We start from the raw sequence: 26,510 nt of genomic DNA, 5'->3' as shown, positions 1-26,510 counted from the left end.
AAAGCATGCGTCCCCTTGTATCTATGATGAATTCATTAGTCCATGAAATCTTTTAATCGTTTGCTGCGGCTCGGGTGACGAAGCTTTCTTAACGCTTTGGCTTCAATCTGACGGATACGCTCTCTTGTGACGCCAAACACTTTACCCACTTCTTCGAGGGTGCGGGTGCGTCCGTCATCAAGGCCAAACCGGAGACGGAGAACGTTTTCTTCGCGGTCCGTAAGCGTATCAAGCACATCTTCGAGCTGCTCTTTCAGCAGTTCATAAGCAGCTGCATCCGACGGTGCCATCGCTTCCTGGTCTTCAATAAAGTCACCAAGATGAGAGTCATCTTCTTCACCGATAGGAGTTTCCAGCGACACCGGCTCCTGGGCGATTTTAAGAATCTCCCTTACTTTATCCGGAGTCAGATCCATTTCTTTGGCAACTTCTTCCGGAAGCGGCTCACGGCCAAGGTCCTGCAGCAGCTGACGCTGCACGCGGATCAGCTTGTTGATCGTCTCCACCATGTGCACCGGAATACGGATCGTTCTCGCCTGGTCGGCAATAGCACGGGTGATTGCCTGGCGGATCCACCACGTAGCGTACGTACTGAACTTGAACCCTTTGCTGTGATCAAACTTTTCCACCGCTTTGATCAGACCCATATTGCCTTCCTGAATTAAGTCGAGGAAAAGCATGCCGCGTCCGACGTAACGTTTTGCGATCGAAACAACCAGACGAAGGTTGGCCTCTGCGAGACGGCGTTTTGCTTCTTCGTCGCCTTCTTCAATTTTAGTGGCAAGATTAATTTCTTCTTCCGCAGAAAGAAGCGGCACACGGCCGATTTCTTTTAAATACATCCGGACTGGATCGTTAATTTTAATGCCTGGAGGGACGCTTAAATCATTCAAGTCGAGGGTGTCTTCTTTTTCCACCTGTTCCATGCTTGGAACTTCTTCTCCCTCGTTGATAATATCAACGCCTTGTTCACCAAGGTATTCAAAAAACTCATCCATTTGCTCAGAATCCTGGTCGTAACTGGAGAGTTTTTCTGTTATTTCTGCATACGTTAACGTTCCACGTTTTTTGCCCGTTTCGAGCAATTGTTCTTTTACCTGATCGACCGACATTTCACCTTCCGCCAGCGGACGGCTTGGTTTTTCCGCCATTCGATCTCCCTCCTTCCAAGCTTCACACCTTGAATCCTACCCTGTCTCTTTACATGCCCGCAATTGTCTGTGCCGACGATTTCTTTTCCTGGTATTTTCTTAGCTGGTTGAAAGGACGGCAGGCACATAGAAAGAGCGTGCACATCAAACTGGCACGCTTTCCTTCTATCGTGATCATATCTTATCAACCACAAAGGAAAAGCGCAAGCAAATTGCTTCAGGCTAGTTTTTCTTCAGCTGCATCATCAATTCCATGATTCTTGTCAGCAACTGTCGCTGATTTGTTTCTGAATCACCATTTCTTTCAGCGTCTTTAAGCTGTTTCTGCCTTTGCAGTAATTCTTCCCGTTTTGGTCGAATTTTAATCTGTTCAACATAGTCAGACATTTCATTATCTGATATTTCTGCCGGAATGTCAAGGTGCATCAGCTCAGATACCAGGTTCACAAGCTCCTGCTCTTCAACGTATTCCATAAACCGGCTTACATCAGGATCATGGCCGTCGTCATAATAAGCATATAAATATGCCGCAAGCGCTGTATGGGCATCAATGTTGAATTCTCCTCCAATACGCTCTTTAACCTCCCCGGCGACCTCCCGGTTCTGAAGCATAAAGGCGAGGAGCGACCGTTCAGCATTCTCATAGGCCGATCGCATCGACACCTGCTTTTTCGGAAGCGCTCCGCTCCGCCACCGTTTGCCTGTTTCCACAGACGAAGGAGCCTTTGCTGCCTTTTCCTTCTGTTCCTTTTTTTGTACTTTACGTTCTTCCTCCCGGAGAGCGTCCATCGACAGGTCAAATTCTTCTGCCAGCTGCTTCATGTAGAATTCACGTTCTACAGCACTGCTGATCACAGATGTTTCCCGGAGTACTTCTTCGATATAGGCAAGACGGTCTCCTTCATTTTGAAGGTTTTTATTTTTACGCAGCTCCTGAACCTTAAAGGACATAAAAGGTACCGCACGCTCCGACAATTGTACCTTGAATGCTTCTGCCCCGTACGCCTGTATATAGTCGTCCGGGTCCATCTCTGCCGGAAACAGCGCCACCCGTACATTGATGTCCTGCTTTTCAAGAATATCTCCGGTTTTCCACGCCGCTGCCCGTCCGGCGCTGTCACCGTCATAAGCAATTACCGCTTTGTCTGTTGCTTTTCGGATCTGCTCGGCCTGTCGTTTAGAGAAAGCCGTGCCAAGACCCGCAACCCCGTTTTTCACTCCCGCTTTCCAGGCAGCAATAACGTCCATATAGCCTTCAAACAGAACGGCTTCATCCTGTTTGCGGACTGCCTGGCGGGCTTTGGAAAACGAGTAGAGCGTTTCATGCTTTAAAAAGATGGGCGTTTCCGGACTATTTAAGTATTTCGGCGCACCTTCTCCGAGTGCGCGGCCGCCAAAGGCGATAACCTGCCCGCGCTGGTTATGAATAGGAAACATGACCCGCCCGCGAAAACGGTCATTCCACTGCCAGCTGGATTCCTGGCGGAGAATCAGTCCGGCTTCTTCCATTTCTTCCAGGTCATAATCTCTTTTTTCAAGCAGCTGTACAAGCATATTATTTCGCTCCGGTGCATAGCCGAGCTGAAACTCTTCAATAATCTCTTCACTGATTCCCCGCGCCGTTAAATAGTCATAGGCTTCTTTCCCTTGTTCTGTATTCATCAGCAGATGATGATAAAACTTGGCCGCCATTTGATGCGCATCTTTTTTAGCCTGGTGCTGTTCCCGTTCGCCGGGGTATTGATCTTCAAGCTCGGGCAACTCGGTACCCGTTTTGGCTGCAAGGGATTGAATAGCTTCCACAAATGTCAGGCCGTCGTGCTCCATCAAAAAAGTTATGGCATTGCCGCCTGCGCCGCAGCCAAAACAGTGATACAGCTGCCGCTCCGGCGAAACAGAAAATGACGGGGTGTTTTCCCCATGAAAAGGACACAGGCCGAGATAATGCCTGCCCTGTTTTTTTAGCTGTACGTAATCATTGATGACTTCGACAATATCGATTTTTTCCCGAATTTCAGCAACTTTTTCTTCTGGAATAAACGCTGCCAATTTGTTTCCTCCCTGATGAGCCTATTACCATTTGGACTTACTGCCGCCTGCTTCAAAGATCTCCAGGCCCTCAAAAAAACGCTGGCGTTCTTCAAGCGATATTGCTTTAGGCCCTTTAACTCTGTGCTTTCCCTGTTTGGCCAGCACGCCGGCATACCGGCCGGCAAGCAGCCATTCTTCGTCACCCTTTTTCCAGCGCTTCCCCCGAAAAGAGAGAACCGCCGCTCCTTTTTCAAGAGCAATTGCTGCCAGGCCATGATCATCGGCAATCACCAGATCGCCGGCAGAGACGTGGTTCCAAATATACATATCCGCCGCTTCGGGCTCGTTTTCCACCATCACGGTTTCTGCTTCATACACTTTATTTGAGGCGTGCGCGCTGCTCGCCACAAAAACGATCCGCATGCTTTTGCCCGCTCCCCACGTGTCGATCGTTTCTTTATGCGGGCATGCGTCAGCGTCCACATACACTGTGGGTTCCTTTTTCGTCATGCTGATTCTCTCCTAGCGCTGCTGAAACATATTGGAGATAATATTGGCTGTTTCTTCCACAGCTTTGTTGGACACATCAATCACCGTACAGCCGATTTTATTCATCAGCGCTTCCGAGTAGTCGAGCTCTTCCTGGATACGCTCCATACTCGCATAGTTTGCTTCCGGTCTCAGTCCAAGCGCCTTCAGGCGTTCCGAACGGATCCGGTTCAATTTATCGGCGCTGATCCGAAGCCCGATGCACTTTTCACTAGGAATATTAAACAATTCCTCCGGCGGATCCACCTCCGGAACCAGCGGCACGTTTGCCACCTTCAGACGTTTATGGGCCAGATACTGGGAAAGAGGCGTTTTTGAGGTTCGCGAAACGCCGATCAGCACAATGTCTGCCCGGACAATGCCCCGCGGGTCACGCCCGTCATCATATTTGACCGCAAATTCGATTGCCTCCACCTTACGGAAATAGTCTTCGTCCAGACGATATACGAGACCAGGCTCATATCTTGGCTGCTGGTTCGTGAGCGTCACCATTTTATCGAGTACCGGGCCCATAATGTCAACGGTGTCTACCCCGGCTTCTTCCGCGTGCTCCCGGAGGTACTGATTGATCTCTGGGATCACCAGCGTGAACGCAATCATTGCCCTGGCTTCCTTGGCAAGCTGAATGACCTCTTCCACCGTGCCCTCGTCTTCAACGTACGGAATACGGCGTACTTCCATTCCGTCTTCCCCGAACTGACTCGCAGCGGCTTTTACTACCAGTTCAGCCGTTTCTCCTACCGAATCGGACACTACATATACTACTGGACGCTCTTGTTTTGTGGTCATGTCTGCCTCCTCGGGTTAAAATAATTGGTTATTGGCCAGATCCACCAATACTTTAGTTATATTTGTTTTCGTGACCCTGCCGACCACTTCATACTTTCCATCGCCGGCGTCTTTTACTACCGGCAGAGCGTCAATCTGACGCTCGATCAGCTTGGTTGCTGCATAAACGACCAAATCTTCCTTTTTGCAGATCGTGATGTTGGGCATCCTTGTCATAATAATACTTACAGGGATTGCTTCCGTATCCTGGCGGCCGAGACTCGCCCGCAGCAGATCTTTTCTTGAAAGGACGCCGGCCAGATAGCCTTGTTTATCCACCACAAAGAGAGTGCCGACATCTTCAAGGAACATGGTGCAGATAGCATCGTACACACTGTCTGATTCCGAGACGACCACTGCGATCGACTGATAATGTTTGACGGTTAACTTCTGCAGCTGATTATTCAGTTCTTCGGTGTCTGTTTTTCCAGTATAATAATATCCTACTCTTGGTCTTGCTTCTAAAAATCCTGACATTGTGAGAATGGCCAGATCCGGGCGCAGAGTGGCTCTCGTCAGTGAAAGCCTGTCTGCGATATGCTCCCCGGTGATCGGCCCGTTGTCTTTAACAATCTGCAGGATGGTTTCCTGACGCTCTGTTAATTCGATAGTGACTCCCCACCTTCATCGGCGCTTCGCACGGACGCATTGCTTTACGATGAAAAAACAATGCTCCGAAAGCGGGCGAACCGTTCAATTTCCCTGGATAACAGTGCCATCTGCTGCAGTCTGTTCTGCTTTACCTGTTCGTCTTCAGCCATAACCATAACATGATCAAAGTAGGCGTTAATCGCCGGCGTAACTGCCTGTAGCGCTTGATACGCACCGGCGACATCCGCCTGCCCAAGCGTTTTATCGAGCTGCTGATTTAAGGTTTTGCTTTTTTCGTAAAGCTCTCTTTCCTCTTCAGCCTCGAACAGCTCTGTTTGAATATCCGAACCACGGTCTGTGTTTTTTGCGATATTGGTCACCCGGCTGAGTGCTTCCACCGTTTCTTTGAAGTCTATTTCTTCAGCACGCGCTTGAATAAATCCAGCTTTTTCTGTCACTACATCAATTCTTTCGCCAAGATGAAGCAGCACAGCATCCGCAATATCATGGCGGACACCCTCATCAAGCAGCTTTTGGCGGACACGCTGGGTAAAGAATTCTTCGAGATCCTTCAGAACATCCGCTTCTTCCCGCTGAAGAAGAGAACGCTCTTTGATTTCATCCATCACCAGAACGATCAGCTGCTGAACTGTGAGCGGAAACCGGTGCCCGGTGATTGTCTGGACAATACCTGCTGCCTGTCTTCTCAGCCCGTGAGGGTCCTGGGACCCGGTCGGCACCATCCCTACACCAAAGCTCGAAACAATAGTGTCCATTTTATCCACCACGCTGATAACCGCGCCTTCGACATTTTCCGGGAGAGCATCTCCGGCGGACTTTGGTTTATAATGTTCTGCAATAGCTTCGGCAACTGCGGTGTTTTCTCCTGCCATCCGGGCATATTCTCTTCCCATAATCCCCTGGAGCTCAGTGAACTCGTCCACCATTAACGTTACGAGGTCAAATTTGGAAATATGAGCGGCACGCTTAACATTTTGCACCTTCGTGCTGTCCAGCTGCAGGTATTCTGCGAGTCGGGTGCTGACAGCCTCCACTCTCATTACCTTTTCACCGACTGTACCCAGATTTTCCTGATAAATTACGTGGTTTAATTTCTCCACCGCTTCCTCCGGCGACATTTTCTGATCTTCGTCATAGAAAAACTGGGCATCAGCCAGACGCGCCCGGAGTACCTTCTCATTTCCTTTCCGGACCTGGTCAAGGTGCTCAGCATTACCGTTTCGTACTGTAATGAAATACGAAAGGAGACTGCCTTCATCATTTTCTACCGGAAAATACCGCTGGTGTTCTTTCATGGATGTAACGAGCACCTCCCGCGGAATGTCCAAATACGCTTCATCGAATGAGCCGTGCAGTGCGGTCGGGTATTCCACGAGCTGATTCACTTCGGCAAGCAGCTCATCATCTATCGGAATGTGCCAGCTGTTTTCCGCTTCAATCTCTTCGATCTGGCTGCGAATCAATTCTGATCTTTCAGACGCATCCGCAATCACATACTCCTCTTTCAGCTGCTGCTCGTATGTTTCCGGCTTATGAATAGTAATGGCATCCCCCAAAAACCGGTGTCCGTAAGAAATATTGCCGGCTGTGCGGTCTGTAATCGTAAATGGGATCACTGTCTCTCCGTACAACGCCACGAGCCATTGAACCGGGCGCACAAAGCGGAGTTCGTGACTTCCCCAGCGCATATTTTTCGGAAAAGCGAGAGACGTAATAATTGTTTCCATCTCCTGCAGCAGCTCTGAGGTCGGCCGGCCCTTGTGTTCTTTTTCCACAAAAATGTACTCAGTGCCTTTCACCTCTTTAAAGTACAGATCCTTTGTATCGACCTGCTGGCCTCTGGCAAAGCCTAAAGCAGCCTTGCTCCATTCCCCGTCTTCTGTGAGTGCGATCTTTTTGGCCGGTCCACGGGCCTCTTCGACCATATCCTCCTGATAATCAGCCAGGTCTTCAATCCGGAGCGCTAGCCGTCTCGGAGTAGAAAACATGTGAACAGTACTATAGCTGAGCCGCTGCTCCTGCAGCCAGGTTTCCGTTTTTTCCTTCAGCTGCTTGACCGCACCCTCCACAAAGCGGGCGGGCATTTCTTCCACGCCGATTTCGAGTAAAAAATGATTAGTTGTCATCGTTCATCGCCTCCTGCTTCCGTAGCGGAAATCCTAGTTTTTCCCGTTCGTCGTAATACGCTTTTCCGCACTTTCTTGCCAGATTGCGCACACGTGCAATATATCCGGTTCTCTCCGTCACTGAAATCGCCCCGCGGGCATCGAGCAGGTTAAACAAATGCGAGCATTTCAGCACGTGGTCGTAGGCAGGGAGCACCAGCTTTTCCTCAATAGCCCGCTCTGCTTCCTTTTCACTTGCGGCAAACTGATTCAAAAGAAGCTCTTTATCCGCAATTTCAAACGAATACTTTGAATGCTCGTATTCCGCCTGCAAAAACATATCTCCGTATGAAACGCCCTGCACCCATTCCAGGTCAAATACGTTTTCCTTATCCTGAATATACGACGCCAGCCGTTCAATGCCGTATGTAATTTCAGCTGTCACCGGGTGGGCATCCATGCCGCCAACATGCTGGAAATACGTAAACTGGGTAATTTCCATGCCGTCGATCCAGACTTCCCATCCAAGGCCCCAGGCACTCAGCGTCGGAGCCTCCCAGTTGTCCTCCACAAAGCGGATATCATGGGCAAGCGGGTCAATACCGATGGCTTCCAGGCTTTTTAAATACAGCTCCTGGATGTTGTCCGGCGAAGGCTTCATGACTACCTGAAACTGATGATGCTGATACAAACGGTTCGGATTCTCCCCGTAGCGTCCGTCGCCCGGCCGTCTTGACGGTTCTACATATGCTGCGTTCCACGGCTCTGGTCCGATACTGCGCAGAAATGTCATCGGGTTCATCGTCCCCGCTCCTTTTTCCACATCGTAGGCCTGCATAATAATGCAATTCTGGTCCGCCCAGTAGTTCTGCAATGTTAAAATCATTTCCTGAATATTCATTGCCATGTTAAACACCCCTTTTGTTTTTCGGTTATTTTCATTAAAAAAGCCCCTATACCTGTCACTCAGGTATAGGGACGGTTATTACCGCGGTTCCACCCTACTTGCTATTTCGGCATTACAGCCGAAAAGCCGCTTTATCCATTCTACGCTCCAGAACGCCTTCACAACCGGTCAGCGTGCAGCTTTCACTATCCTGCACTCGCTAAAACTGAAGAAGATTGCTACTACTTTCTTTCCCTGCGCATCATTATGATTGTATTGAAATAGTACTTAACATTTACGAGTGTGTCAAGCACTCATTCAACGTTCCACTTTTCCATCTGTTCCAGAAAACGCCTTGCCTTTAAATAAATACCTGCATAAGCATCATAATAGCTGTTCAGCACATCCTTCAGCTCTTTTTTCGTTTCGGCCGATACAGAAACAGAGCCTACCCGGTGCACATCAATGTAGAAAAACGTCCGCAAAAGCCTCACCGTTTTCGGCTGAATGCGGAAACGGTACGGATCGATCTCCCAGCAAAGATGGCAGAGAAAGCCCGCTTCGCGGATGGAAAAATGAAATGTTCCCTCCTGCCGCCCGCAGTTCACACAGCGGTCGATCACGGGCTGGATTCCTGCCACTGCGGTCATTTTCACTTCAAACAGACGGATAAGCACTTCGGCATCCTCGCCTTCATCGATACGCCGCAGAAGCTGCCAAAACAGCTCAAATAGATAAGGATTTCGCTCCTGATCCACGGTAACTTTATCAAGAAGTTCGGACAAATAGGAAGCGTAGGAAGTAAGAACGATGTCTTCACGCACGCTGCGAAATGAATCCGTTACGTCTCCCTGACTGAGCGTTCTCATTCCTTTGCCCGGATAGTACACAAACGTTCCATAGACAAACGGCTGGGAGATCGAGCGCAGACGGCTGCTTGGCTTCTTTGCCCCTTTGGCCATCATCGCCATTTTCCCGTGCTCTCTTGTATAAACCGTTAACACTACATTGGATTCCCCGTAGGAAGCAGTCCGCAAAACAATTCCTTCTGTTTTCTGAATCATGCTGTTCCTCCGCTCCCAGGCGATTTCTTAATATTCGTCTTCGCGGTACCCGTTCTCACGAAGCAGATATGCGCTGTTTCTCCAGTCCTTTTCCACCTTCACCCAAAGCTCCACGAACACCTTCGAGCCGAGCATCGACTCAATATCTGCCCGGGCCCGCTGTCCGATTTCCTTGAGCATTGAGCCCTGCTTACCGATAATGATGCCTTTTTGGGTCGGGCGTTCGACAACAATCGTAGCTGCCACATACACCGCCCCGTTTTCCCGTTCTTTCATTTCATCGATAACAACGGCTAGCGAATGCGGAACTTCTTCGCGAGTAAGCTGCAGTGCTTTTTCACGTATCAGTTCACTCACGATAAACCGTTCCGGGTGATCAGTGACCTGATCTTCCGGATAAAACTGCGGGCCTTCCTCGAGATATTTGGTAAGCTCTTCGAGAAGCGTCGTCACATTATTGCCGTTCAACGCAGAAACCGGTACTACCTCGGCAAAATCATACCGTTCGGAATAGCTGGCAATCACTTTGAGCAGTTCGTCGGGATGAACTTTATCGATCTTATTAACGATTAAAAATACCGGCGTGTCTGTCCGCTTCAGTTTTTCGATAATATATTCCTCGCCGGGGCCGTATGACTCTGACGCATCGATCAGATATAAAATGATATCAACGTCGTTCAGCGTCTGCAGAGCCGCACGAACCATAAAATCGCCCAGCTTGTGCTTTGGCTTGTGAATGCCAGGGGTATCGATAAAAACAATCTGGGAGTCTTCCGTCGTGTAAACGCCCTGGATTTTATTTCTTGTTGTTTGTGCTTTATCACTCATGATCGCAATCTTTTGGCCAAGCACCTGATTCATTAATGTGGATTTTCCCGCATTGGGACGCCCGATTAAAGCGGCAAATCCGGAATGATACGATTCACTCATTATTTTCCCTCTTCTTTCCTGCTTTCATACTATAAATCTTCCGGGCCGAATGCTCCCGGGAGCAGTTCTTCCATCGTTGTTACTTTCATTTCACCCTGCAGGTTACCCAATACAATCCGGGCATCCTTCGGCAGAAACTCAGAAAGCACCTGCCGACAGGCGCCACATGGAGCGACCGGCCCTTTCGTATCAGCGATGACAGCTACCATTTTCCCGCTTCGTATGCCCGTACGCAACGCGCTGAACACGGCTGTCCGTTCTGCACAGTTGCTTAATCCGTACGACGAGTTCTCAATATTACACCCTTCGTACCACTCGTCGTCCTCTCCTACAAAAACCGCTCCTACCGGAAATTTGGAATACGGGACGTACGCCTGCTCTCTTGCCTGTTTAGCCCGTTCAAGCAGTTCGTTTTCTATAGCCAATGTTCTTCCCCCTTTGTCAGTTCAGCCATTCCCATATGGAAGGCATAAAAATCATTACACCGATGATGACAGCAAATACAGCGTAAATGAGTACCGCACCGGCAGCAATGTCTTTGACATCTCCCGCGGTTTTATTCCATTCCGGCGATACTAAATTTACCAGGCGCTCCAGCGCTGAATTAACCATTTCGAGCACAAGCATGCCGGCAATTGCCAGCAAAAGAACGGCCCACTGCCATAAAGCGATGCCGCACACCCATCCCAAAAGAACGGCTGCCAGACCGAAAAAGACGTGAAAGCGCATATGACGCTCTTCCCGGAAGGCAAGGAGGATACCTTTTCCAGCAAATATAAAGCCGTCCTTCCAGCGTTTAGGCACCGATTTATCGCGGTAATCCATACGCTTCAAGAATCCTTTCCTGACGCGAAAACATTTTATCTTCTTCCTCTTTGTCCATATGATCGTATCCAAGCAAATGAAGCAGGCCGTGAACGGCCAAAAAGCCCAGTTCTCTTTCAAACGAGTGACCGTATTCCCCGGCCTGCTCCTGCGCCTTGGGAACGCTGATAATAATGTCTCCGAGCAGGTTCGGTATGCCTTCAGCCTGGGGCTGAATTTCGTCGTCATTCAGGGCAAATGAAATTACATCAGTCGGCCGGTCGATCTCCCTGTATTCTCTGTTGACCGCCTGAATCATTTCATTATCCACAAAACTTACAGAGACCTCCGAGCCGTCTACGACTCCTTCTTTTTCACATGCGAACTGCAGGATGTTTTTCACCAGCTCCCAGTGCTTCGGTTCTACTCGTTCCGTTTCATCCACCATATCTACTTCAATACTCACACCTGTCCACCCCTGACTAGTTGTTTGTTGGTTTGTCCGGCCGGTTCAGCGTACGCTTTGGATCGCCTTCCTCCTGTTCGTAAGCATCAAGAATCTGCTGCACGAGTGTATGCCGTACGACATCCGTGGCTTCAAGGTAAACGAACCCAATATGATCGATGTTTTTTAAAATGCGTGCCGCCACCTTCAGCCCTGACTGCTGGCCTTTGGGAAGATCAATCTGGGTGAGGTCCCCGTTAACGATCATTTTTGAACCAAAGCCGAGCCGTGTTAAAAACATCTTGATTTGTTCTTTCGTGGTGTTCTGGGCTTCATCGAGAATAACAAAAGCATCGTCCAGCGTCCGGCCTCTCATATACGCGAGGGGAGCTACTTCGATCGTCCCTCTCTCCATTAACCGCTGTGTATGCTCCGCTCCAAAGATATTATGCAGGGCGTCATACAGCGGACGCAGATATGGATCCACCTTTTCTTTCAGGTCTCCCGGAAGAAATCCGAGGCTTTCTCCAGCCTCCACCGCCGGACGGGTTAGTACAATCCGCTTCACCCGCCCCTCTTTTAAAGCATTTATCGCCATTACGACCGCCAGATAGGTTTTGCCTGTACCAGCCGGGCCAACGCCAAATATCATATCTTTACGACGGATCTGATCAATATATTCCTTTTGCCCCAAGGTTTTAATCATCACTGGCTTGCCTTCAGCATTTACAGCAATCTGCTCCTGGAAAAGATCTTCAAGCTTTTCAAGCTTTCCTTCCTCGGCAAGCTGCGCGGCATAGACAACGTCCCGTTCTGAAATCCGCACCCGTTTTTTCAGCAGCCTCGCCAAAGCTTCAATCACTTCTTCGACTAGCGCTGCCTGCTTTTCGTTTCCTTCTACGATCAGCGAGCCGCCCCGGGTAATAATCGAAACGTCCAGCTTTTCTTCAAGCCGCTCAATGTGCACATCGTTTGGACCAAACAGCTGCTGTATGTCGTTCATTTCATTCACTTGTAATTCTAACGTTTTCTTTTCGGTCAATATAGCTCAGTCTCCTTGAGTATAATATCATATCCTTGCTGTTATCAGTTTTTTCGTTAGTATGCTAACTCTACTCTACCACCACGCTGAGGGTGTTGCAAAAAATAGCAGACATTTTACGATTTTCAGGAAAAAAAGAACCTGATCCGAGGATCAGGCTCACTCATTACTGCTTTTTTTAGCGGAACGGTGCGGCGTCACTTTTTCACGTGACATTGTTGACTGCCGCTGGTAAGGATAACCGCTGCGCCTCGTGACCGGCGGGCTGAGGACCTCCGCCCACACGAGTCCGTTTGCTGCTTCTTTTTTATTTATCGACCGTGGATTTCTCCGCGCTCCGCCGATTTCCCCGTCTGACATAACGCCTCCGCGTTCAGCAGACTGGCGCGAAGCACGCTCAAGGCGCTGGCTTGCGTTTTTCTTTTGCTGCTGAAGCTCTTCACGGCGTTTTTCGTATTCTTTTAAAGCACTGCTTTTATTCTGTGGATTATCTGTCTCTTCTTTGTACAGCTCTGCCTCAGCTTCCGGCACCCGGCGCGTTGGATGATTGCCGGGACTTCCGGAAGGATCATTCTGAGGACGGTTCGGCGTATTTTCTTTGCGGGCATTTTCAAACTCTTCGAATATGTCTTCGAGTTTTCCGAAAGCCCCGCGCCGCCTTGAATCACCGTCACCGCTGTCCTGCTGCTGGCTGCTGTCTCCCCGGCCCATAAACGTAATCAAACCGCCGAAGAGCAGCAGTAAAATCCACAGATTTTCAAAAACTAGTTCAAACAGCTGCTCCATCGCTTCATTCACCTTCTTCTACGGACAAAGTCCCTTATTTATCGGTGTGCGGGCGGTTATATGGACCGTTTTGGTCGTCGTCTTTACCGGATTTACTGATGGATTCACGCATATCCGTATCAGACATAACGTTCTGGATATTCATATAATCCATGACGCCAAGGTTTCCGGAACGCAGGGCTTCTGCCATTGCCATTGGCACTTCTGCTTCGGACTCGGTAACTTTCGCACGCATTTCTTCTACCCGTGCTTTCATTTCCTGCTCCTGAGCAACAGCCATGGCGCGACGTTCTTCGGCTTTCGCCTGGGCGATGTTTTTATCTGCTTCCGCCTGGTCTGTCTGCAGTTCTGCACCAATGTTTTTGCCAATGTCAATATCGGCTATATCAATGGATAAAATCTCAAAAGCCGTACCTGAATCCAGCCCTTTGGAAAGAACAGTCTGTGAGATGCTGTCCGGGTTTTCCAATACTTTTTTATGATTCTGCGAAGAACCGATCGTCGAAACAATACCTTCACCAACACGGGCGATAACGGTATCTTCACCGGCACCCCCGACCAGACGGTCTATGTTTGCGCGTACGGTGATTCTTGCTTTTGCTTTCACTTCGATACCGTCCATTGCGACACCGGCAATAAACGGCGTTTCAATAACCTTCGGGTTAACACTCATCTGTACAGCTTCCAATACGTCACGGCCGGCAAGGTCGATAGCGGCACAACGTTCAAATGTAAGTTCAATATTTGCACGCTGGGCGGCGATTAGTGCATTGACCACCCGGTCCACGTTACCGCCAGCCAGATAGTGGCCTTCGAGCTTGTTCAGTTCAATATCAAGACCAGCTTTTTCTGCCTTGATCATCGGGTTTACTACTCTCGACGGAATAACCCTCCGGAGCCGCATACCGACCAGCTGGAAAATACCTACTTTCACCCCTGCAGCAAGCGCCGAAATCCAAAGCGCAACTGGTACAAAAGTGAATAAAATGACGAGCGCTATTAAAATAATAGCTAATACAATAACGAGACCTATATCAATTCCCATGTCATGATTCCCTTCTTTCTTTGTTAGAGTATGGCTTTACTACAACACGCGTGCCTTCTACACGCACTACCTGCACAGCGTCTCCGCGGTCGAGATAGCGGCCGTCTGAAACGACATCGATTTTTTCCCCGTCAATATCTACTGCACCGGTCGGATGCAGCGGAGTCAATGCCGTTCCTTCTCTGCCTAATAAGTCCGTTCTTCCTTCATTTGACACATATCCTTCCTTCGAAGAAAACGTATCCTGAAGCACCAGCTTTTTCATTGGCCCCCGTTTTCCGAACCCGACCACCATAACTACTGCTGCGATGATGGCAGCTACTGCTGCCAGAACGACGGAGATCGCCATAACGGAAACAGAAAACGACGACATAAACAGGCTGCCAACGACTGCCCCTATACCTAATATACCAAAAATTCCAAAACCAGGAACAAAGAATTCTATCAGCAGTAATATTAAACCGACGCCAAACAGCAGCAGTCCTTCGAAGCCGGCAAACCCGGCAATCATATGACCGAAAAAGAATAGTCCTAAGGATGCGAGACCGATGCCTCCAAAAATTCCAAATCCCGGTGAAAATACTTCAAGTATTAGGCCGATCATGCCGACGCTCAATAAAATAGGAATCACATACGGACTGGTCACCCATCTTGCGATCTGCTCAGCTGCGCTGATATCTGCTTCTTCCACTGCAGCATCGCCCAGGTTCATCTGACTGAGAAGATCATCTCTGCTGTCGGCAATGTATTCTGCATAGCCCACTTCTTCAGAAGCTGCTTCCGACGCCGTAAGCGTTAACAGTTCACCTTCTCCGGCACGATAATCCGGCAGTTCAACTCCAGGGTCAGCCATTGCTTCTGCATACACTGGATCTCTGTCATTGGATTCAGCTGCATTGACCATATTAGACACCCAGGCTGACTGAGCCTTGTCAGATGCTGCATTGCCCGAGCCGTCAATAACCTGGGCTGCTCCCATTTCTGTTTCAGGCGCCATGGCAATTTCGTCAGCGCTCAAAGCCAGAAACGCTCCTGCTGACATAGCCTGGTCCGTTACATATGCGGTAGTTGGAATAGATGTACCATTGATAATCGAGGCAATCTCACCTGCGGCATCCACCGCGCCTCCGGGCGTGTCCAGTTCAAAAATAATCCTGTCGGCATCAGCTTCTTCCGCTTCTTCCACCGATCGTTCCAAAAATGCAGCCATTCCCTGTTCAACGGTCTGTTCAACCGGGATAACATATACGGTCTGATTTTCACCGGCCCCCTGTACAGATGCCGGAAGCCAGGCGGCTGTCATGAAAAGTATGGCAAGAAGAACGGACAGCCATCTGTTTTTTCTCTGCTCCACCTCTATCCCCCCTCCCGTTCATTAGTTATATGTCTATACTCTTATGTACGAGGATAAAGATAAAAGCGTTTCAATTTTTTCCCGTTTATTTCGGGAGGAAGACTGGCATATGTTTTAAAAAAAGAGACCGAACCGGAACTGAACCCTGATTCGATCTCTAGCTTTCTTATTATCAAGAAGATAAATGCTTTTTCACTAATTGATTTACCTGGGAACCGTCCGCTTTTCCACTGATTTTAGGCATCACCGCAGACATCACTGTTCCCATATCTTTCATCGAAGAGGCATTCTCCTCCTGAATAGTTTCTTTCACAATGGATTCCAATTCTTCATTCGATAAAGGAGCAGGAAGATATTCAGATATGACGTCCATTTCAAACCTGGTCTGTTCTGCTAAATCTTCCCGTCCTGCGTTTTCAAACTCATGGAGGGAATCTTTTCTTTGTTTCATTTCGCGGTTTAAAACCGCTGTTGCTTCGCTTTCATCAAGCTCTTTATTGAGCTTGATAGCTTCATTCTGCATCGAAGCCCGCAGGCCTCTGATAACATTTAAACGCTGTTTTTCCTTGTTTTTCATTGCTGACTTCATGTCACTGCTTAAACGGTCCATGAGTTCCAAGGATGCAGCACCTTCTTTACTTAAAACTTACGTTTTCTAGCTTCTTCGCTTTTCTTCTTACGACGAACACTAGGTTTTTCGTAGTGTTTGCGTTTTTTCACTTCAGCCATTGTTCCTTCTTTGGAAAGGCTACGCTTAAAACGGCGAAGAGCGGCATCAATATCTTCATTCTTTTTCTTTCTTGTCTCTGCCATGTGATTCCCTCCCTCCGAACAACCAATCTAACTAATATATGAATAAAGACTATTACTCAAATACTAGCCATTTGGTAAATAGTATAAAGCATCTGTGCCAAAAAATCAACGAGCTGGCAGGCAGAGATTGTTAGTAGTTTTCGCTTGAGGTTTCACCCTGCAGTATTTTCACGCCAGAGCTTGCACCGAGCCTGGACGCTCCGGCTTCAATTAATGCAAGAGCAGTCTGACGGTCTTTGACCCCGCCGCTCGCTTTTACGCCGGCACGGTCGCCCACCGTCTCTTTCATCAGACGCACATCTTCGATCGTTGCTCCTCCTCCGTTAAACCCGGTGGATGTTTTTACAAAATCCGCTCCAGCTTCAACTGCAAGACTGCAGGCCTTCTTCTTCTCTTCATCAGTTAACAGCGCTGTTTCTATTATCACTTTCACCAGTGCCTCCTGATTTGCAGCCTGCACGACCGCTTCAATGTCCGCGCGGACCAGATCGTCTTCCCCGCTTTTTAAGGCGCCGATATTGATAACCATATCAACTTCCTTCGCTCCGTTGGCGATGGCATTTTTCACTTCAAATGCTTTTGTTTCCGGATTTGTGGCACCGAGTGGAAAACCGATCACTGTACAGACAAGCACGCCGGAGCCTTTTAGCTCTTCCGCTGCAAAAGGCACCATCGCCGGATTAATGCAGACAGATTTGAAATGATTGTCTTTCGCTTCCGCTGTGATACGTTTTATATCTTCAAATGTGGTTTCCGGCTTCAGCAGTGTGTGATCAATATATTGCGCGAGATCTGCCATACTTTCTCCTCCAGTTTAGCTGTTATAGTTATACAAGCGTTGCTGTATCATGGTCAAGCACGCGTACAAATTCCCCTTCATTCAATGGATAGCCTGCATTCGTAATTTTCACGCGCACAATTTCACCACGCCATTCCGGGTTCGCAGGGAAACGTACCTTTATATAATTTGTCGAGTAGCCGACAAAGTAACCTGGTTTTTCTTTATCTTCTTCTTCCGGAATTACTTCCACGACTTCATTTTCAAAACGCGAAGCATATTCTTTTGCCAGTTGATTGGATAGTTCAATCAGACGGTGCACCCGGTCATTTTTTTCTTCATCCTCAACCTGATCGCTCATTTTAGCAGCCGGGGTACCGGTTCTCTTCGAATATGGAAACACGTGCAGTTCTGAGAAACGCTGGTCCCGGATAAAGTCGTACGTCTGCTGAAATTCTTCTTTCGTTTCCCCCGGGAAGCCTACAATCACATCTGTGGTGATGGCGCATTCCGGAAGCGCTTCGCGCAGTTTTTCGAGGCGGTCCGCATAAAATTCCACACTGTATTTTCTTCTCATTCTTTTAAGCACGGTGTTTGAGCCAGCCTGAAGCGGCACGTGCAGATGATTTACTACTTTGTTTGACCTGCGGAGCACATCAATCACTTCATCGGTGATCTGACTTGCTTCTATGGAAGAAATACGGATCCGTTTTAGCCCATCGATGGTTTCAAGATCCCGGAGCAGCCCCGCGAGATTATAGTCTTTCAGGTCTTCACCGTAGCCTCCTGTATGAATGCCTGTCAGCACCAGTTCCTTGTAGCCTTTGTTAACCAGCTGTTCGGCCTGATGCATAACCTCTTCCGGGTTTCTCGAACGGAGCAGACCACGGGCCCACGGGATGATACAGAAGGTACAGAAGTTATTGCACCCTTCCTGAATCTTCAGCGACGCTCTCGTACGGTCGGTAAACTCCGGTACATCGAGTTCTTCGTACACACGGTTTTTCATAATATTGCTTACACCGTTAATTGGTTCCCGGGACACCGTGTACTCTTCAATATAGTCGAGCATTTTTTTGCGGTCCTGCGTGCCAACGACAATATCGACGCCGGGAATATCCATAATCTCTCCCGGAGAGGTCTGGGCATAACAGCCGGTGACGCATATAATGGCTTCCGGATTTTTACGTACTGCGCGCCGGATTACCTGGCGGCTTTTTTTATCTCCGGTGTTTGTTACCGTACAGGTATTGATAACATAGACATCCGCGGTCTGATCAAATTCCTTTTTTTCATAGCCGTCGTTTTTAAACAGCTGCCATATGGCTTCCGTTTCGTAATGGTTTACTTTACAGCCAAGAGTATGAAACGCCACTGATCTCATTATATGTTCCCCTCCTGAATTTCATAATAATATGTCACTGCTCCAAGCAGCAGCAAAGAAGCGGTTTCGCTTCGAACAATTCTCTTCCCCAGGGACGTCGCAGGAATGTGCTGTTCCTCAAACAGGGCAAGCTCGCTACGGGAAAATCCGCCCTCCGGCCCGATAAATGCAAGCAGCGTTTCCGGATGCCCGGCAAACACCTCAGGAAGCTTTGCGGGCAGTTCTGCTCTCGCTTCTGCTTCTGATAAAACGATCCGGCTCCCGACAGAAGCCGTGTTTTCTATAACCTTACGTGCCGAGGGAAAATAAACAATTTCCGGTATATACATCCGCTCTGACTGCTCTGCTGCTTCTTTAGCAATTCGGTTTAAACGATCAATTTTCTTTTGCCGTTTATTCGCATCCCATTTTACCACAGAATGGTCCCCTTCATAAAAATAAATCGCCGAGGCTCCAAGCTCTGTTGCTTTTTGCACGACAGTGTCCATTTTTTCTCCTTTAATCAGAGCCTGGGCAGCGATAATATTTACAGGAAGCTCTGCTCCTCCTGTCCACTCGCTGATTATTTTTGCGTGGACACTTTTTTCTTCCACGCTTTCAATTTCAGTCACAAAGGCATGTCCCTGATTGTCTTTACATACAATTTTTTCTCCCGGGCCCATACGCATAACACGGGCAATGTGCTTTGCATCATTACCCGTGATTTGTATATATTCATGCTGTATGGAGGAGGGATCCACAAAATAATGCTGCATATTCCTCTCCTTTAAAGTGTCTGCGGCCGGCGGGCGATAATGCACAGCCAGTCTTCGACTGCCCGCACATCTTCAATAACAAAACCCGCTTCCGTCAGAGCCTGTTCGACATCCGTACGTTTGCTTTCAATGATGCCTGAAGTAATAAACACACCATCCGGCTGAAGGGAACTAAACGCATCCTCTGCAAGGCGGATAATGATAGGTGCCAAAATATTAGCCACAATGATATCTGCCTGCATCGACCGGTATTCCAACAGATCCGATTGGGCCACGGTGATTTTATCTGCCATCCCGTTTCGGCTGATATTTTCTTCAGCACTCCTGACGGCTACTTCATCAAGATCGAGCGCAAGAATTTCTCCTGCTTCGAATAAGCATGCCCCTATAGCGAGCACGCCGGACCCGGTGCCGACATCCAGCACTGCATTACCCGGACGTGTGTACTCTTCAAGCGCCTGCATGCTGAGCACGGTTGTCGGGTGGGTGCCGGTGCCAAACGCCATGCCCGGATCCAGCGTAATGATTTTTTCCCCGCTCTTTTTTTCATACTCTTCCCAGGAAGGCACAATAGTAACTTTATTCGTGATCTGGACAGGCTTGTAATACTTTTTCCAGGCCTCTGCCCAGTCTTCCTCGGCGATTTCTTTGAGCACTACCTGGTTTCGTCCTAAATCAATATCGTAAAGGAGCAGTTCATTAATGGATTGCTTAATTTCCTCCACAGTATCGGTGACGTAGCTTGTCATCGGAAGATAGGCTTTCACAAGCGTGCCTTCATCCGGATAATTATCTTCAGAAAGCATGAACCATTCGTCTTCTGCCTCTTCCCATTCCCGCTCCAGGTCGGCCGAATCTTCAATCACGACCCCGCTTGCTCCTGCTTCCTGAAGCACAAACGATACAGGGTCAATGGCCTCCTGGGTAGTATGGACAGAAATTTCAATCCAATTCATATGTCTGCTCCTCCCTTTTTACTCTCCGCGAAACGCCCGTTTCACACGGTCAAAGAAATTTCCGTGCTGTTCATCGGTTTCTTCATCGCCGCTGATTTCTGCGAATTCCCGCAGCAGTTCCTTCTGCCGGTCCGTCAGTTTCTTCGGTGTCACTACCTGGACTTTCACATGCTGATCGCCCTGGCCGCGTCCGTGGACGTTATTAATGCCTTTATTCCGGAGACGGAATTTTGTTCCCGATTGGGTGCCAGCCGGTATTTTCAATTTAACTTTACCTCGCAGTGTCGGCACTTCAATTTCATCGCCAAGCGTTACCTGAACAAATGTCAGCGGCATTTCGCAGTAGACGTCATCTCCGTCACGTTCAAAGAATTCATGCGGCTGTACGTTGAAAACGACAAACAGGTCGCCCGGTGGTCCACCATTTGCACCCGGCTCGCCCTGACCGCTCACGCGGATCTGCTGGCCGTGGTCGACGCCCTCCGGAATATGAATATTGATCTTTTTGTTCCGGCGGATGCGGCCGTTTCCGTTACATGTAGGACATTTTTCTTCGACTTCAACGCCTGAGCCGCTGCAGCGGTCACACACACGACGGTTCACGACACGGCCAAACGGCGTATTCTGTTCTACGTTCATCTGACCCTGCCCGCCGCACTGGCGGCACGTTCTTTTTTCTGTGCCTGGCTTTGCGCCGTCGCCGCCGCACGTTTCACAATTTTCTTCTTTTGGAATTTCGATCTCTGTATCTTTGCCGAAGGCTGCTTCCTTAAAGGTGAGCGTCATCGTATACTGCAGATCCGCCCCCTGCCGTGGAGCATTTGGATCTCTTGAAGCACCGCCGCCGAAAAACATATCGAAAATGTCGCCAAAGCCGCCGCCGAAGCCGCCTGCTCCGGCTCCGCCGCCGCCAAAGCCCTGGTTTGGATCTTCATGGCCGAAACGATCGTAATTCGAACGCTTCTGGGGATCGCTTAATGTATCATAGGCATCTTTGATTTCAATAAATTTTTCTTCGGCGTCGTCTTCCTTGTTGACGTCCGGGTGATACTGGCGTGCCAGTTTTCTATATGCTTTTTTTATCTCCTGCTCGTCTGCGTCTTTGCTGACGCCAAGCACGTCGTAATAATCGCGTTTACTCATCGTTCATCTTCACTCCTCGCTCTTGTCCATACGTGTTATCTTATCATTCTACAAGAAGACGCTTCAATCTGAAAAACATATTCATTACAGAAAGAAGGGGCCATCCCCTTGAATAGAAGCAGTCAAGTGACCACTATTCGGGACAGCCCCATTCATCAGCGCTACAGATCGTTAGCTGTTTTTGTTGTTATCACTGTTATCATTGTCATCTTTAACGTCTTCGTAGTCAGCGTCTACAGTGTCGTCACTGCTTTCGCCGCCGGCTTCGCCCTGCTCCTGCTGAGCCTGCTGCGCTGCCTGTTCATACATTTTCGTTGTCAGCTGCTGAACGATTTCCTGAAGCTCGTCCTTCGCTGTGCGGATGGCTTCAATATCTTCGCCTTCAAGCGCAGTTTTCACTTTTTCTTTTGCGTCCTCAGCCTGCTGTTTTTCGTCTTCTGTTACGTTTTCGCCGAGGTCGTTCAATGTTTTTTCTGTCGTGAAGACGAGCTGGTCCGCTTCGTTGCGCACTTCTACTTCTTCTTTACGCTTTTTGTCCTCTTCTGCATTTTCTTCAGCATCTTTTACCATTTGTTCAATCTCTTCTTCGGAAAGACCGGAGGAAGAAGTGATGGTAATAGACTGCTCTTTGTTTGTGCCAAGATCCTTCGCACGTACGTTCACAATACCGTTAGCATCAATATCGAAGGTAACTTCGATTTGAGGTACGCCGCGCGGAGCTGGCGGGATATCGGTCAGCTGAAAACGGCCAAGCGTTTTGTTGTCTGCGGCCATTTCACGCTCACCCTGAAGCACATGAATATCCACAGAAGGCTGATTGTCAGCTGCTGTTGAGAACGTCTGGGATTTGCTTGTCGGAATTGTAGTATTCCGGTCGATTAATTTCGTTGTTACTCCGCCCATCGTTTCGATACCGAGGGAGAGTGGTGTAACGTCGAGCAGTACAACGTCTTTTACATCACCGGTTAGTACGCCTGCCTGAACAGCAGCACCTACGGCTACCACTTCATCCGGGTTAACACCTTTGTGTGGTTCTTTACCAGTTAAGTTTTTAATGCCTTCCTGTACAGCAGGAATACGTGTGGAACCACCAACAAGGATGACTTTATCCACTTCGGAAGCACTGAGACCAGCGTCTTTCATTGCTTGTCTTGTAGGTCCCATTGTGCGTTCAACCAGCTTCGAGGAAAGCTCATCAAACTTAGCACGTGTCAGTGTAAGCTCAAGGTGTTTCGGTCCGCTCTGATCTGCTGTGATAAACGGCAGGGAAATCTGTGTCTGCGTAACGCCGGAAAGATCTTTTTTCGCTTTTTCTGCTGCATCCTTCAAGCGCTGCACAGCCATTTTATCCTGGGAAAGGTCAATACCGTTTTCTTTGCGGAACTCATCCACTAAATGGTCGATAATCACCTGGTCAAAGTCGTCACCGCCAAGCTTATTGTCGCCGGACGTGGAACGAACTTCGAAAAAGCCTTCGCCAAGCTCAAGAATGGATACGTCAAATGTACCGCCGCCGAGGTCAAATACGAGGATAGTCTGGTCCTCTTCTTTTTCCAGGCCGTAGGCAAGTGCTGCAGCTGTCGGCTCGTTTACGATACGGTCTACTTCAAGACCTGCAACACGGCCGGCGTCTTTTGTTGCCTGACGCTGGGAGTCGTTAAAGTACGCAGGTACTGTGATAACTGCGTTTGTAACAGTCTCGCCAAGATAGCTTTCAGCGTCCGACTTTAATTTTTGGAGAATAATCGCAGAAACTTCCTGCGGATTGTATTCTTTGCCTTCGATTTCCACCTTGTAATCTGTACCCATGTGACGCTTGATGGAACTGATCGTGTTAGGATTTGTGATGGACTGGCGCTTAGCCACTTCCCCTACCTGACGTTCGCCGTCCTTGAATGCTACAACGGAAGGAGTTGTGCGGTTGCCTTCCGGGTTCGGAATAACCTGCGCTTCCCCGCCTTCCATAACGGCTACACAAGAGTTTGTTGTACCTAAGTCAATGCCAATTGTTCTACTCATTTTTCTTCCTCCTATACAGTACTCTATATCTGAATTATTAGTTGTTCACTTTTACCATTGAAGGGCGCAGCACACGATCTTTCAGTCTGTATCCCTTTTGCATTTCTTCCACAATCTGATTAGACTCAAACCCTTCTTCATCAGCCTGCATGACAGCCTGGTGAATGGTTGGGTCAAAGTATTCGCCCTGTGCCGGGATTTCTTCCACACCCTGCTGTTCGAGTGCAGATCTGAATTGATTGTAGACCATGGCCATGCCGTCAATAAATGACTGGGCACTTTCGTTATCGGGCTTGGTCTGCATCGCTCTTTCAAAATTGTCCATTACCGGCAGAAGCTCCTCTGCCAGAGGCTGGACCCGGTATTTGGCGTCTTCCTCTTTTTCCGCTTTTGCTCTGCGGCGCACATTCTCTAAATCTGCCTGAGCACGAAGAGCACGGTCTTTCCATTCGTTTATTTCTTTTTCGAGCTCTGCTTCACGCGAACCGGATTCCTCTTCAAGTTCATCCTCTTCAACATCTTCCGGCTCGAGGATTTCGACGTCTTCTTCGGTTACTTCTTCTTCATTTGGTGCTTCCTGATCTTTTTTTTCCTCTTCCTGCTGCTTGTTCTTTTCGCTCACCTGCGCCACCTCCATAAATGCTGTTGCTATCGTTCAAAGCCATACTATATCCGACTCTTTATTAAGTTCATCAACCAATAACAAATACTATCATTAAGAGTCTCTCCGGTACAAGTCATCCAACACATTTGAAAGGCCGTAAGAAAGATGATTAATTAGGCTGATAACTTTTTGATATTCCATTCTCGTTGGCCCTACAATACCAATGGTTCCTACCGGCTTCCCAGCGAGGGAATACGTGGCAGAGATGATGCTGCAGTGCTCAAACGCTTCATTGGGGTTTTCCTGCCCAATTCTAATCGTCATACCGTTAATGGTTGGTTTTAAGAGCTCGTGAATCAGATGCTCTTCCTCCATTAATTCGAGCAGAGCCCGCACACGGTCTACATCTTTGAATTCCGGCTGGTTGAGCAGGTTGGTTTTGCCTCCGTAAAAGATCTTTTCATGCCTCGATTTCCGGAGAGCCTCTTCCGTAAACGAAAGAGCTGCTTCGTAGTTGAGCACGTACCTCTTTAAAACGTCTCTCACTTCAGAAAACAGCGCCCGCTGCAGCTGATAAAGCGGAATTCCCCGCAGCCGCTCGTTTAAAATGTTCGTAATTTGTTCGAGCTCCCCTGCTTCAAGCGTTGGGGGAAGAGCTACCGTATGGTTTTCCACATATCCTGTATCTGTCACGATGACAGCAACAGCTGCTTCTTTTCCAATAGGAACAATCTGAATCTGCCTGAGTCTCGATTCAAACATTTCCGGGCCAAGCACAATAGAGGCATAGCTCGTCAATTCAGACAAAATGCCGGCTGTTTCCTTTACTGCTTCTTCAGCTTCGAGTATTTTACCGGCAAAAAGCGATTGAATGTTGTTCATCTCAGGTTCACTGAAACGGTACGGCAGCAGCAGGCGGTCCACATACAGCCGGTAAGCTTTTTGGGAAGGAATGCGTCCGGACGAGCTGTGGGTTTTTTCCAAAAAACCAAGCTCTTCCAAATCCGCCATATCGTTACGGATGGTGGCCGGACTGAACGTAATGCTGTTTTTTTTGGAGATGCTTCTTGAACCTACAGGTTCGGCCGATTGAATATAATCTTCAATGATCGATTGCAAAATGAGTAATTGTCGATCGGTAAGCATTACACATTCTCCTCTGTTAGCACTCGTTTTATCCGAGTGCTAAATCTATTTTATAAGCTATCAAAGGATTTTTGCTTTGTCAATTATTTTCAGGCTCATCGTCCAATAAAAATAAAGCAAACACTTCATTACCGAGCAGCTTTCCTTCTTCTGTTAAAAACAAACGGCCGTCTGCTTCTGTGAGCCACTCCTTCCGCTTCGCTTCCTGAATGCTTTCCGGATATATGTCTTCCACGGCACAGCCGTATTTCTGATAAAAACGCTCCGTAGATACACCTTCATATAACCGAAGCCCGAGAAACATTTCCTCTTCGATCTGTTCTTTTCTCGTTACCGGATGCGTCGTTTGTACTGGGCTGCCTTTTTCCTGAACTGCCTGGATATAATGGTTCAACGGTTTAATGTTGGCGTACCGCACGCCGTCGGTGTAGCCGTGAGCGCCCGCACCGGCACCAATATATTCTTCATTCTGCCAGTATATCCGGTTGTGACGGCTGCTGTACCCGGCACGTGCAAAGTTGCTGATCTCATAAGCATCAAGCCCGTGGCTTTCGAGACGATCCACAAGCAGCTCATACATATCCGCCTCCTCTTCCTCCGGCAGCGGAGCTATTTTTCCTTCACGCCACCAATTATAAAACCGGGTCTGTTTTTCGATCTTCAATGAATAAGCCGACACGTGCGGAGGAGCAAGCGCCATTGCTTCATCAAGCGTTTCTTCCCAGTCCTTCATCGTCTGGCCCGGCAGCCCAAACATTAAATCAATTGAAATGTTATCAAAGCCGGCCTGTCTGGCTGCCTGGACTGTTTCTTTCGCTTCATCTGCAGAATGTCCCCGGCCGATACTGCTTAACTGGGAATCGTGAAACGTCTGAACACCAATACTCAGCCGGTCCACTCCGCCTGCCTTCAGCAGCGACAGCTTCTGCTCACCTACATCTCCCGGATTCACCTCTACCGTATATTCCTTGAGCTGGGTCACCGGAACGTGCCGGTTCATGATCTGCATCAGCTTCTCCACCTGTACAGCCGAAAGAGCTGTCGGTGTCCCCCCTCCGATATAAACCGTCTGCAGCTGGTCCATCGTGTAGGAGGCGAGTTCCTGGTCCAGTGCTTCTAAATACTCATCGACCGGCTGGTTGTTAATGAGAAATTTATTAAAATCGCAGTAATAACAAATGTATTCGCAAAAAGGGATGTGGACGTACAATCCTTTTGCCACGCTTTTCTCTCCTTCTTTATGGAAAAAGCAAAGGCCGCCCGGAAGGCAGCCCGCTTTG

General features: G+C 48.6%; 27 protein-coding genes. All 27 read right to left on the bottom strand.

Annotated elements, in window-relative coordinates:
• Nucleotides 1-35: 35 nt before the first annotated feature.
• Nucleotides 36-1,151: an RNA polymerase sigma factor RpoD gene (gene rpoD, locus ACTRXI_RS07295; RefSeq protein WP_022794962.1), complete on the bottom strand. Its 1,116-nt coding sequence runs from the start codon at nucleotides 1,149-1,151 to the stop codon at nucleotides 36-38.
• Between the two features lie 222 nt (nucleotides 1,152-1,373).
• Entirely contained in the window at nucleotides 1,374-3,200 is a 1,827-nt protein-coding gene (dnaG, locus tag ACTRXI_RS07290) for a DNA primase (RefSeq protein WP_474261781.1), read from the bottom strand.
• 24 nt (nucleotides 3,201-3,224) lie between these two features.
• Entirely contained in the window at nucleotides 3,225-3,692 is a 468-nt protein-coding gene (locus ACTRXI_RS07285; protein ID WP_474261780.1) for a DUF188 domain-containing protein, read from the bottom strand.
• A gap of 12 nt (nucleotides 3,693-3,704) precedes the next feature.
• A complete protein-coding gene (locus tag ACTRXI_RS07280) occupies nucleotides 3,705-4,520 on the bottom strand; it encodes a pyruvate, water dikinase regulatory protein (protein ID WP_322525764.1) in 816 nt (271 codons plus the stop codon).
• A gap of 15 nt (nucleotides 4,521-4,535) precedes the next feature.
• The gene (gene ccpN / locus ACTRXI_RS07275; protein ID WP_322525943.1) at nucleotides 4,536-5,168 is read right to left on the bottom strand and encodes a transcriptional regulator CcpN; all 633 of its coding nucleotides are present in this window, start codon (nucleotides 5,166-5,168) and stop codon (nucleotides 4,536-4,538) included.
• Nucleotides 5,169-5,212: 44 nt separating this feature from the next.
• Nucleotides 5,213-7,297 carry a glycine--tRNA ligase subunit beta gene (gene glyS, locus ACTRXI_RS07270; RefSeq protein ID WP_474261779.1) on the bottom strand — a complete coding sequence of 695 codons (2,085 nt, stop codon included), beginning with the start codon at nucleotides 7,295-7,297 and terminating at the stop codon, nucleotides 5,213-5,215.
• A complete protein-coding gene (gene glyQ / locus ACTRXI_RS07265; protein ID WP_474261877.1) occupies nucleotides 7,287-8,177 on the bottom strand; it encodes a glycine--tRNA ligase subunit alpha in 891 nt (296 codons plus the stop codon). Before glyQ ends, glyS begins: the two co-directional genes overlap by 11 nt.
• Nucleotides 8,178-8,476: 299 nt before the next feature.
• Nucleotides 8,477-9,226, bottom strand: coding sequence for a DNA repair protein RecO (gene recO / locus ACTRXI_RS07260; RefSeq protein WP_474261778.1), 750 nt, complete (start codon nucleotides 9,224-9,226; stop codon nucleotides 8,477-8,479).
• Between the two features lie 27 nt (nucleotides 9,227-9,253).
• The gene (era, locus tag ACTRXI_RS07255) at nucleotides 9,254-10,156 is read right to left on the bottom strand and encodes a GTPase Era (RefSeq protein WP_091611883.1); all 903 of its coding nucleotides are present in this window, start codon (nucleotides 10,154-10,156) and stop codon (nucleotides 9,254-9,256) included.
• 29 nt (nucleotides 10,157-10,185) lie between these two features.
• Entirely contained in the window at nucleotides 10,186-10,581 is a 396-nt protein-coding gene (locus ACTRXI_RS07250; RefSeq protein WP_474261777.1) for a cytidine deaminase, read from the bottom strand.
• Between the two features lie 16 nt (nucleotides 10,582-10,597).
• The gene (locus tag ACTRXI_RS07245; protein ID WP_474261876.1) at nucleotides 10,598-10,981 is read right to left on the bottom strand and encodes a diacylglycerol kinase family protein; all 384 of its coding nucleotides are present in this window, start codon (nucleotides 10,979-10,981) and stop codon (nucleotides 10,598-10,600) included.
• Nucleotides 10,965-11,426 (bottom strand): rRNA maturation RNase YbeY, encoded by a 462-nt coding sequence (ybeY, locus tag ACTRXI_RS07240; protein WP_474261776.1) that lies wholly within the window; start codon nucleotides 11,424-11,426, stop codon nucleotides 10,965-10,967. The genes ACTRXI_RS07245 and ybeY overlap by 17 nt, the downstream gene beginning before the upstream one ends.
• Nucleotides 11,427-11,442: 16 nt before the next feature.
• Entirely contained in the window at nucleotides 11,443-12,447 is a 1,005-nt protein-coding gene (locus ACTRXI_RS07235) for a PhoH family protein (protein WP_322525760.1), read from the bottom strand.
• A gap of 159 nt (nucleotides 12,448-12,606) precedes the next feature.
• On the bottom strand, nucleotides 12,607-13,233 hold the full coding sequence (locus ACTRXI_RS07230; RefSeq protein ID WP_474261775.1) for a hypothetical protein: 627 nt from the start codon (nucleotides 13,231-13,233) through the stop codon (nucleotides 12,607-12,609).
• Between the two features lie 34 nt (nucleotides 13,234-13,267).
• Nucleotides 13,268-14,278 carry a flotillin-like protein FloA gene (floA, locus tag ACTRXI_RS07225; protein WP_022794948.1) on the bottom strand — a complete coding sequence of 337 codons (1,011 nt, stop codon included), beginning with the start codon at nucleotides 14,276-14,278 and terminating at the stop codon, nucleotides 13,268-13,270.
• Nucleotide 14,279: 1 nt separating this feature from the next.
• Nucleotides 14,280-15,632, bottom strand: coding sequence for an NfeD family protein (locus tag ACTRXI_RS07220; protein ID WP_474261774.1), 1,353 nt, complete (start codon nucleotides 15,630-15,632; stop codon nucleotides 14,280-14,282).
• A 172-nt stretch (nucleotides 15,633-15,804) separates the two neighbouring features.
• A complete protein-coding gene (locus ACTRXI_RS07215; protein WP_022794946.1) occupies nucleotides 15,805-16,251 on the bottom strand; it encodes a GatB/YqeY domain-containing protein in 447 nt (148 codons plus the stop codon).
• A gap of 20 nt (nucleotides 16,252-16,271) precedes the next feature.
• Nucleotides 16,272-16,445: a 30S ribosomal protein S21 gene (gene rpsU, locus ACTRXI_RS07210; protein ID WP_022794945.1), complete on the bottom strand. Its 174-nt coding sequence runs from the start codon at nucleotides 16,443-16,445 to the stop codon at nucleotides 16,272-16,274.
• A gap of 130 nt (nucleotides 16,446-16,575) precedes the next feature.
• Nucleotides 16,576-17,244, bottom strand: coding sequence for a deoxyribose-phosphate aldolase (deoC, locus tag ACTRXI_RS07205; protein WP_474261773.1), 669 nt, complete (start codon nucleotides 17,242-17,244; stop codon nucleotides 16,576-16,578).
• A gap of 28 nt (nucleotides 17,245-17,272) precedes the next feature.
• On the bottom strand, nucleotides 17,273-18,607 hold the full coding sequence (mtaB, locus tag ACTRXI_RS07200) for a tRNA (N(6)-L-threonylcarbamoyladenosine(37)-C(2))-methylthiotransferase MtaB (RefSeq protein WP_322525755.1): 1,335 nt from the start codon (nucleotides 18,605-18,607) through the stop codon (nucleotides 17,273-17,275).
• Entirely contained in the window at nucleotides 18,607-19,362 is a 756-nt protein-coding gene (locus tag ACTRXI_RS07195) for an RsmE family RNA methyltransferase (RefSeq protein WP_474261772.1), read from the bottom strand. The genes mtaB and ACTRXI_RS07195 overlap by 1 nt, the downstream gene beginning before the upstream one ends.
• Nucleotides 19,363-19,373: 11 nt before the next feature.
• A complete protein-coding gene (prmA, locus tag ACTRXI_RS07190) occupies nucleotides 19,374-20,318 on the bottom strand; it encodes a 50S ribosomal protein L11 methyltransferase (protein ID WP_474261771.1) in 945 nt (314 codons plus the stop codon).
• 18 nt (nucleotides 20,319-20,336) lie between these two features.
• Nucleotides 20,337-21,461, bottom strand: a complete 1,125-nt coding sequence (gene dnaJ, locus ACTRXI_RS07185) for a molecular chaperone DnaJ (RefSeq protein WP_322525752.1) — start codon at nucleotides 21,459-21,461, stop codon at nucleotides 20,337-20,339.
• Between the two features lie 171 nt (nucleotides 21,462-21,632).
• Nucleotides 21,633-23,480 carry a molecular chaperone DnaK gene (dnaK, locus tag ACTRXI_RS07180; protein ID WP_474261770.1) on the bottom strand — a complete coding sequence of 616 codons (1,848 nt, stop codon included), beginning with the start codon at nucleotides 23,478-23,480 and terminating at the stop codon, nucleotides 21,633-21,635.
• 37 nt (nucleotides 23,481-23,517) lie between these two features.
• The gene (grpE, locus tag ACTRXI_RS07175) at nucleotides 23,518-24,102 is read right to left on the bottom strand and encodes a nucleotide exchange factor GrpE (RefSeq protein WP_474261769.1); all 585 of its coding nucleotides are present in this window, start codon (nucleotides 24,100-24,102) and stop codon (nucleotides 23,518-23,520) included.
• A gap of 93 nt (nucleotides 24,103-24,195) precedes the next feature.
• Nucleotides 24,196-25,230, bottom strand: a complete 1,035-nt coding sequence (gene hrcA / locus ACTRXI_RS07170) for a heat-inducible transcriptional repressor HrcA (RefSeq protein WP_474261768.1) — start codon at nucleotides 25,228-25,230, stop codon at nucleotides 24,196-24,198.
• A 79-nt stretch (nucleotides 25,231-25,309) separates the two neighbouring features.
• On the bottom strand, nucleotides 25,310-26,452 hold the full coding sequence (gene hemW / locus ACTRXI_RS07165; RefSeq protein WP_474261767.1) for a radical SAM family heme chaperone HemW: 1,143 nt from the start codon (nucleotides 26,450-26,452) through the stop codon (nucleotides 25,310-25,312).
• Between the last annotated feature and the right edge of the window lie 58 nt (nucleotides 26,453-26,510).

Source organism: Marinococcus sp. LNHM4E3-1 (assembly GCF_056034405.1).
This window is presented reverse-complemented; position numbering and strand designations above follow the sequence as displayed.

Excerpts from the sequence above, each read along its gene's own strand:
- floA (WP_022794948.1), bottom strand. The coding sequence starts at position 14,278 with ATGGGAATTGATATAGGTCTCGTTATTGTATTAGCTATTATTTTAATA.
- mtaB (WP_322525755.1), bottom strand. The coding sequence starts at position 18,607 with ATGAGATCAGTGGCGTTTCATACTCTTGGCTGTAAAGTAAACCATTAC.
- rpoD (WP_022794962.1), bottom strand. The coding sequence starts at position 1,151 with ATGGCGGAAAAACCAAGCCGTCCGCTGGCGGAAGGTGAAATGTCGGTC.
- ACTRXI_RS07280 (WP_322525764.1), bottom strand. The coding sequence starts at position 4,520 with ATGACCACAAAACAAGAGCGTCCAGTAGTATATGTAGTGTCCGATTCG.
- deoC (WP_474261773.1), bottom strand. The coding sequence starts at position 17,244 with ATGGCAGATCTCGCGCAATATATTGATCACACACTGCTGAAGCCGGAA.
- glyS (WP_474261779.1), bottom strand. The coding sequence starts at position 7,297 with ATGACAACTAATCATTTTTTACTCGAAATCGGCGTGGAAGAAATGCCC.
- rpsU (WP_022794945.1), bottom strand. The coding sequence starts at position 16,445 with ATGGCAGAGACAAGAAAGAAAAAGAATGAAGATATTGATGCCGCTCTT.
- ACTRXI_RS07230 (WP_474261775.1), bottom strand. The coding sequence starts at position 13,233 with ATGGAGCAGCTGTTTGAACTAGTTTTTGAAAATCTGTGGATTTTACTG.
- glyQ (WP_474261877.1), bottom strand. The coding sequence starts at position 8,177 with ATGAATATTCAGGAAATGATTTTAACATTGCAGAACTACTGGGCGGAC.
- ACTRXI_RS07285 (WP_474261780.1), bottom strand. The coding sequence starts at position 3,692 with ATGACGAAAAAGGAACCCACAGTGTATGTGGACGCTGACGCATGCCCG.
- recO (WP_474261778.1), bottom strand. The coding sequence starts at position 9,226 with ATGATTCAGAAAACAGAAGGAATTGTTTTGCGGACTGCTTCCTACGGG.
- prmA (WP_474261771.1), bottom strand. The coding sequence starts at position 20,318 with ATGAATTGGATTGAAATTTCTGTCCATACTACCCAGGAGGCCATTGAC.
- ACTRXI_RS07245 (WP_474261876.1), bottom strand. The coding sequence starts at position 10,981 with ATGGATTACCGCGATAAATCGGTGCCTAAACGCTGGAAGGACGGCTTT.
- dnaJ (WP_322525752.1), bottom strand. The coding sequence starts at position 21,461 with ATGAGTAAACGCGATTATTACGACGTGCTTGGCGTCAGCAAAGACGCA.
- era (WP_091611883.1), bottom strand. The coding sequence starts at position 10,156 with ATGAGTGAATCGTATCATTCCGGATTTGCCGCTTTAATCGGGCGTCCC.
- ACTRXI_RS07195 (WP_474261772.1), bottom strand. The coding sequence starts at position 19,362 with ATGCAGCATTATTTTGTGGATCCCTCCTCCATACAGCATGAATATATA.
- hrcA (WP_474261768.1), bottom strand. The coding sequence starts at position 25,230 with ATGCTTACCGATCGACAATTACTCATTTTGCAATCGATCATTGAAGAT.
- dnaK (WP_474261770.1), bottom strand. The coding sequence starts at position 23,480 with ATGAGTAGAACAATTGGCATTGACTTAGGTACAACAAACTCTTGTGTA.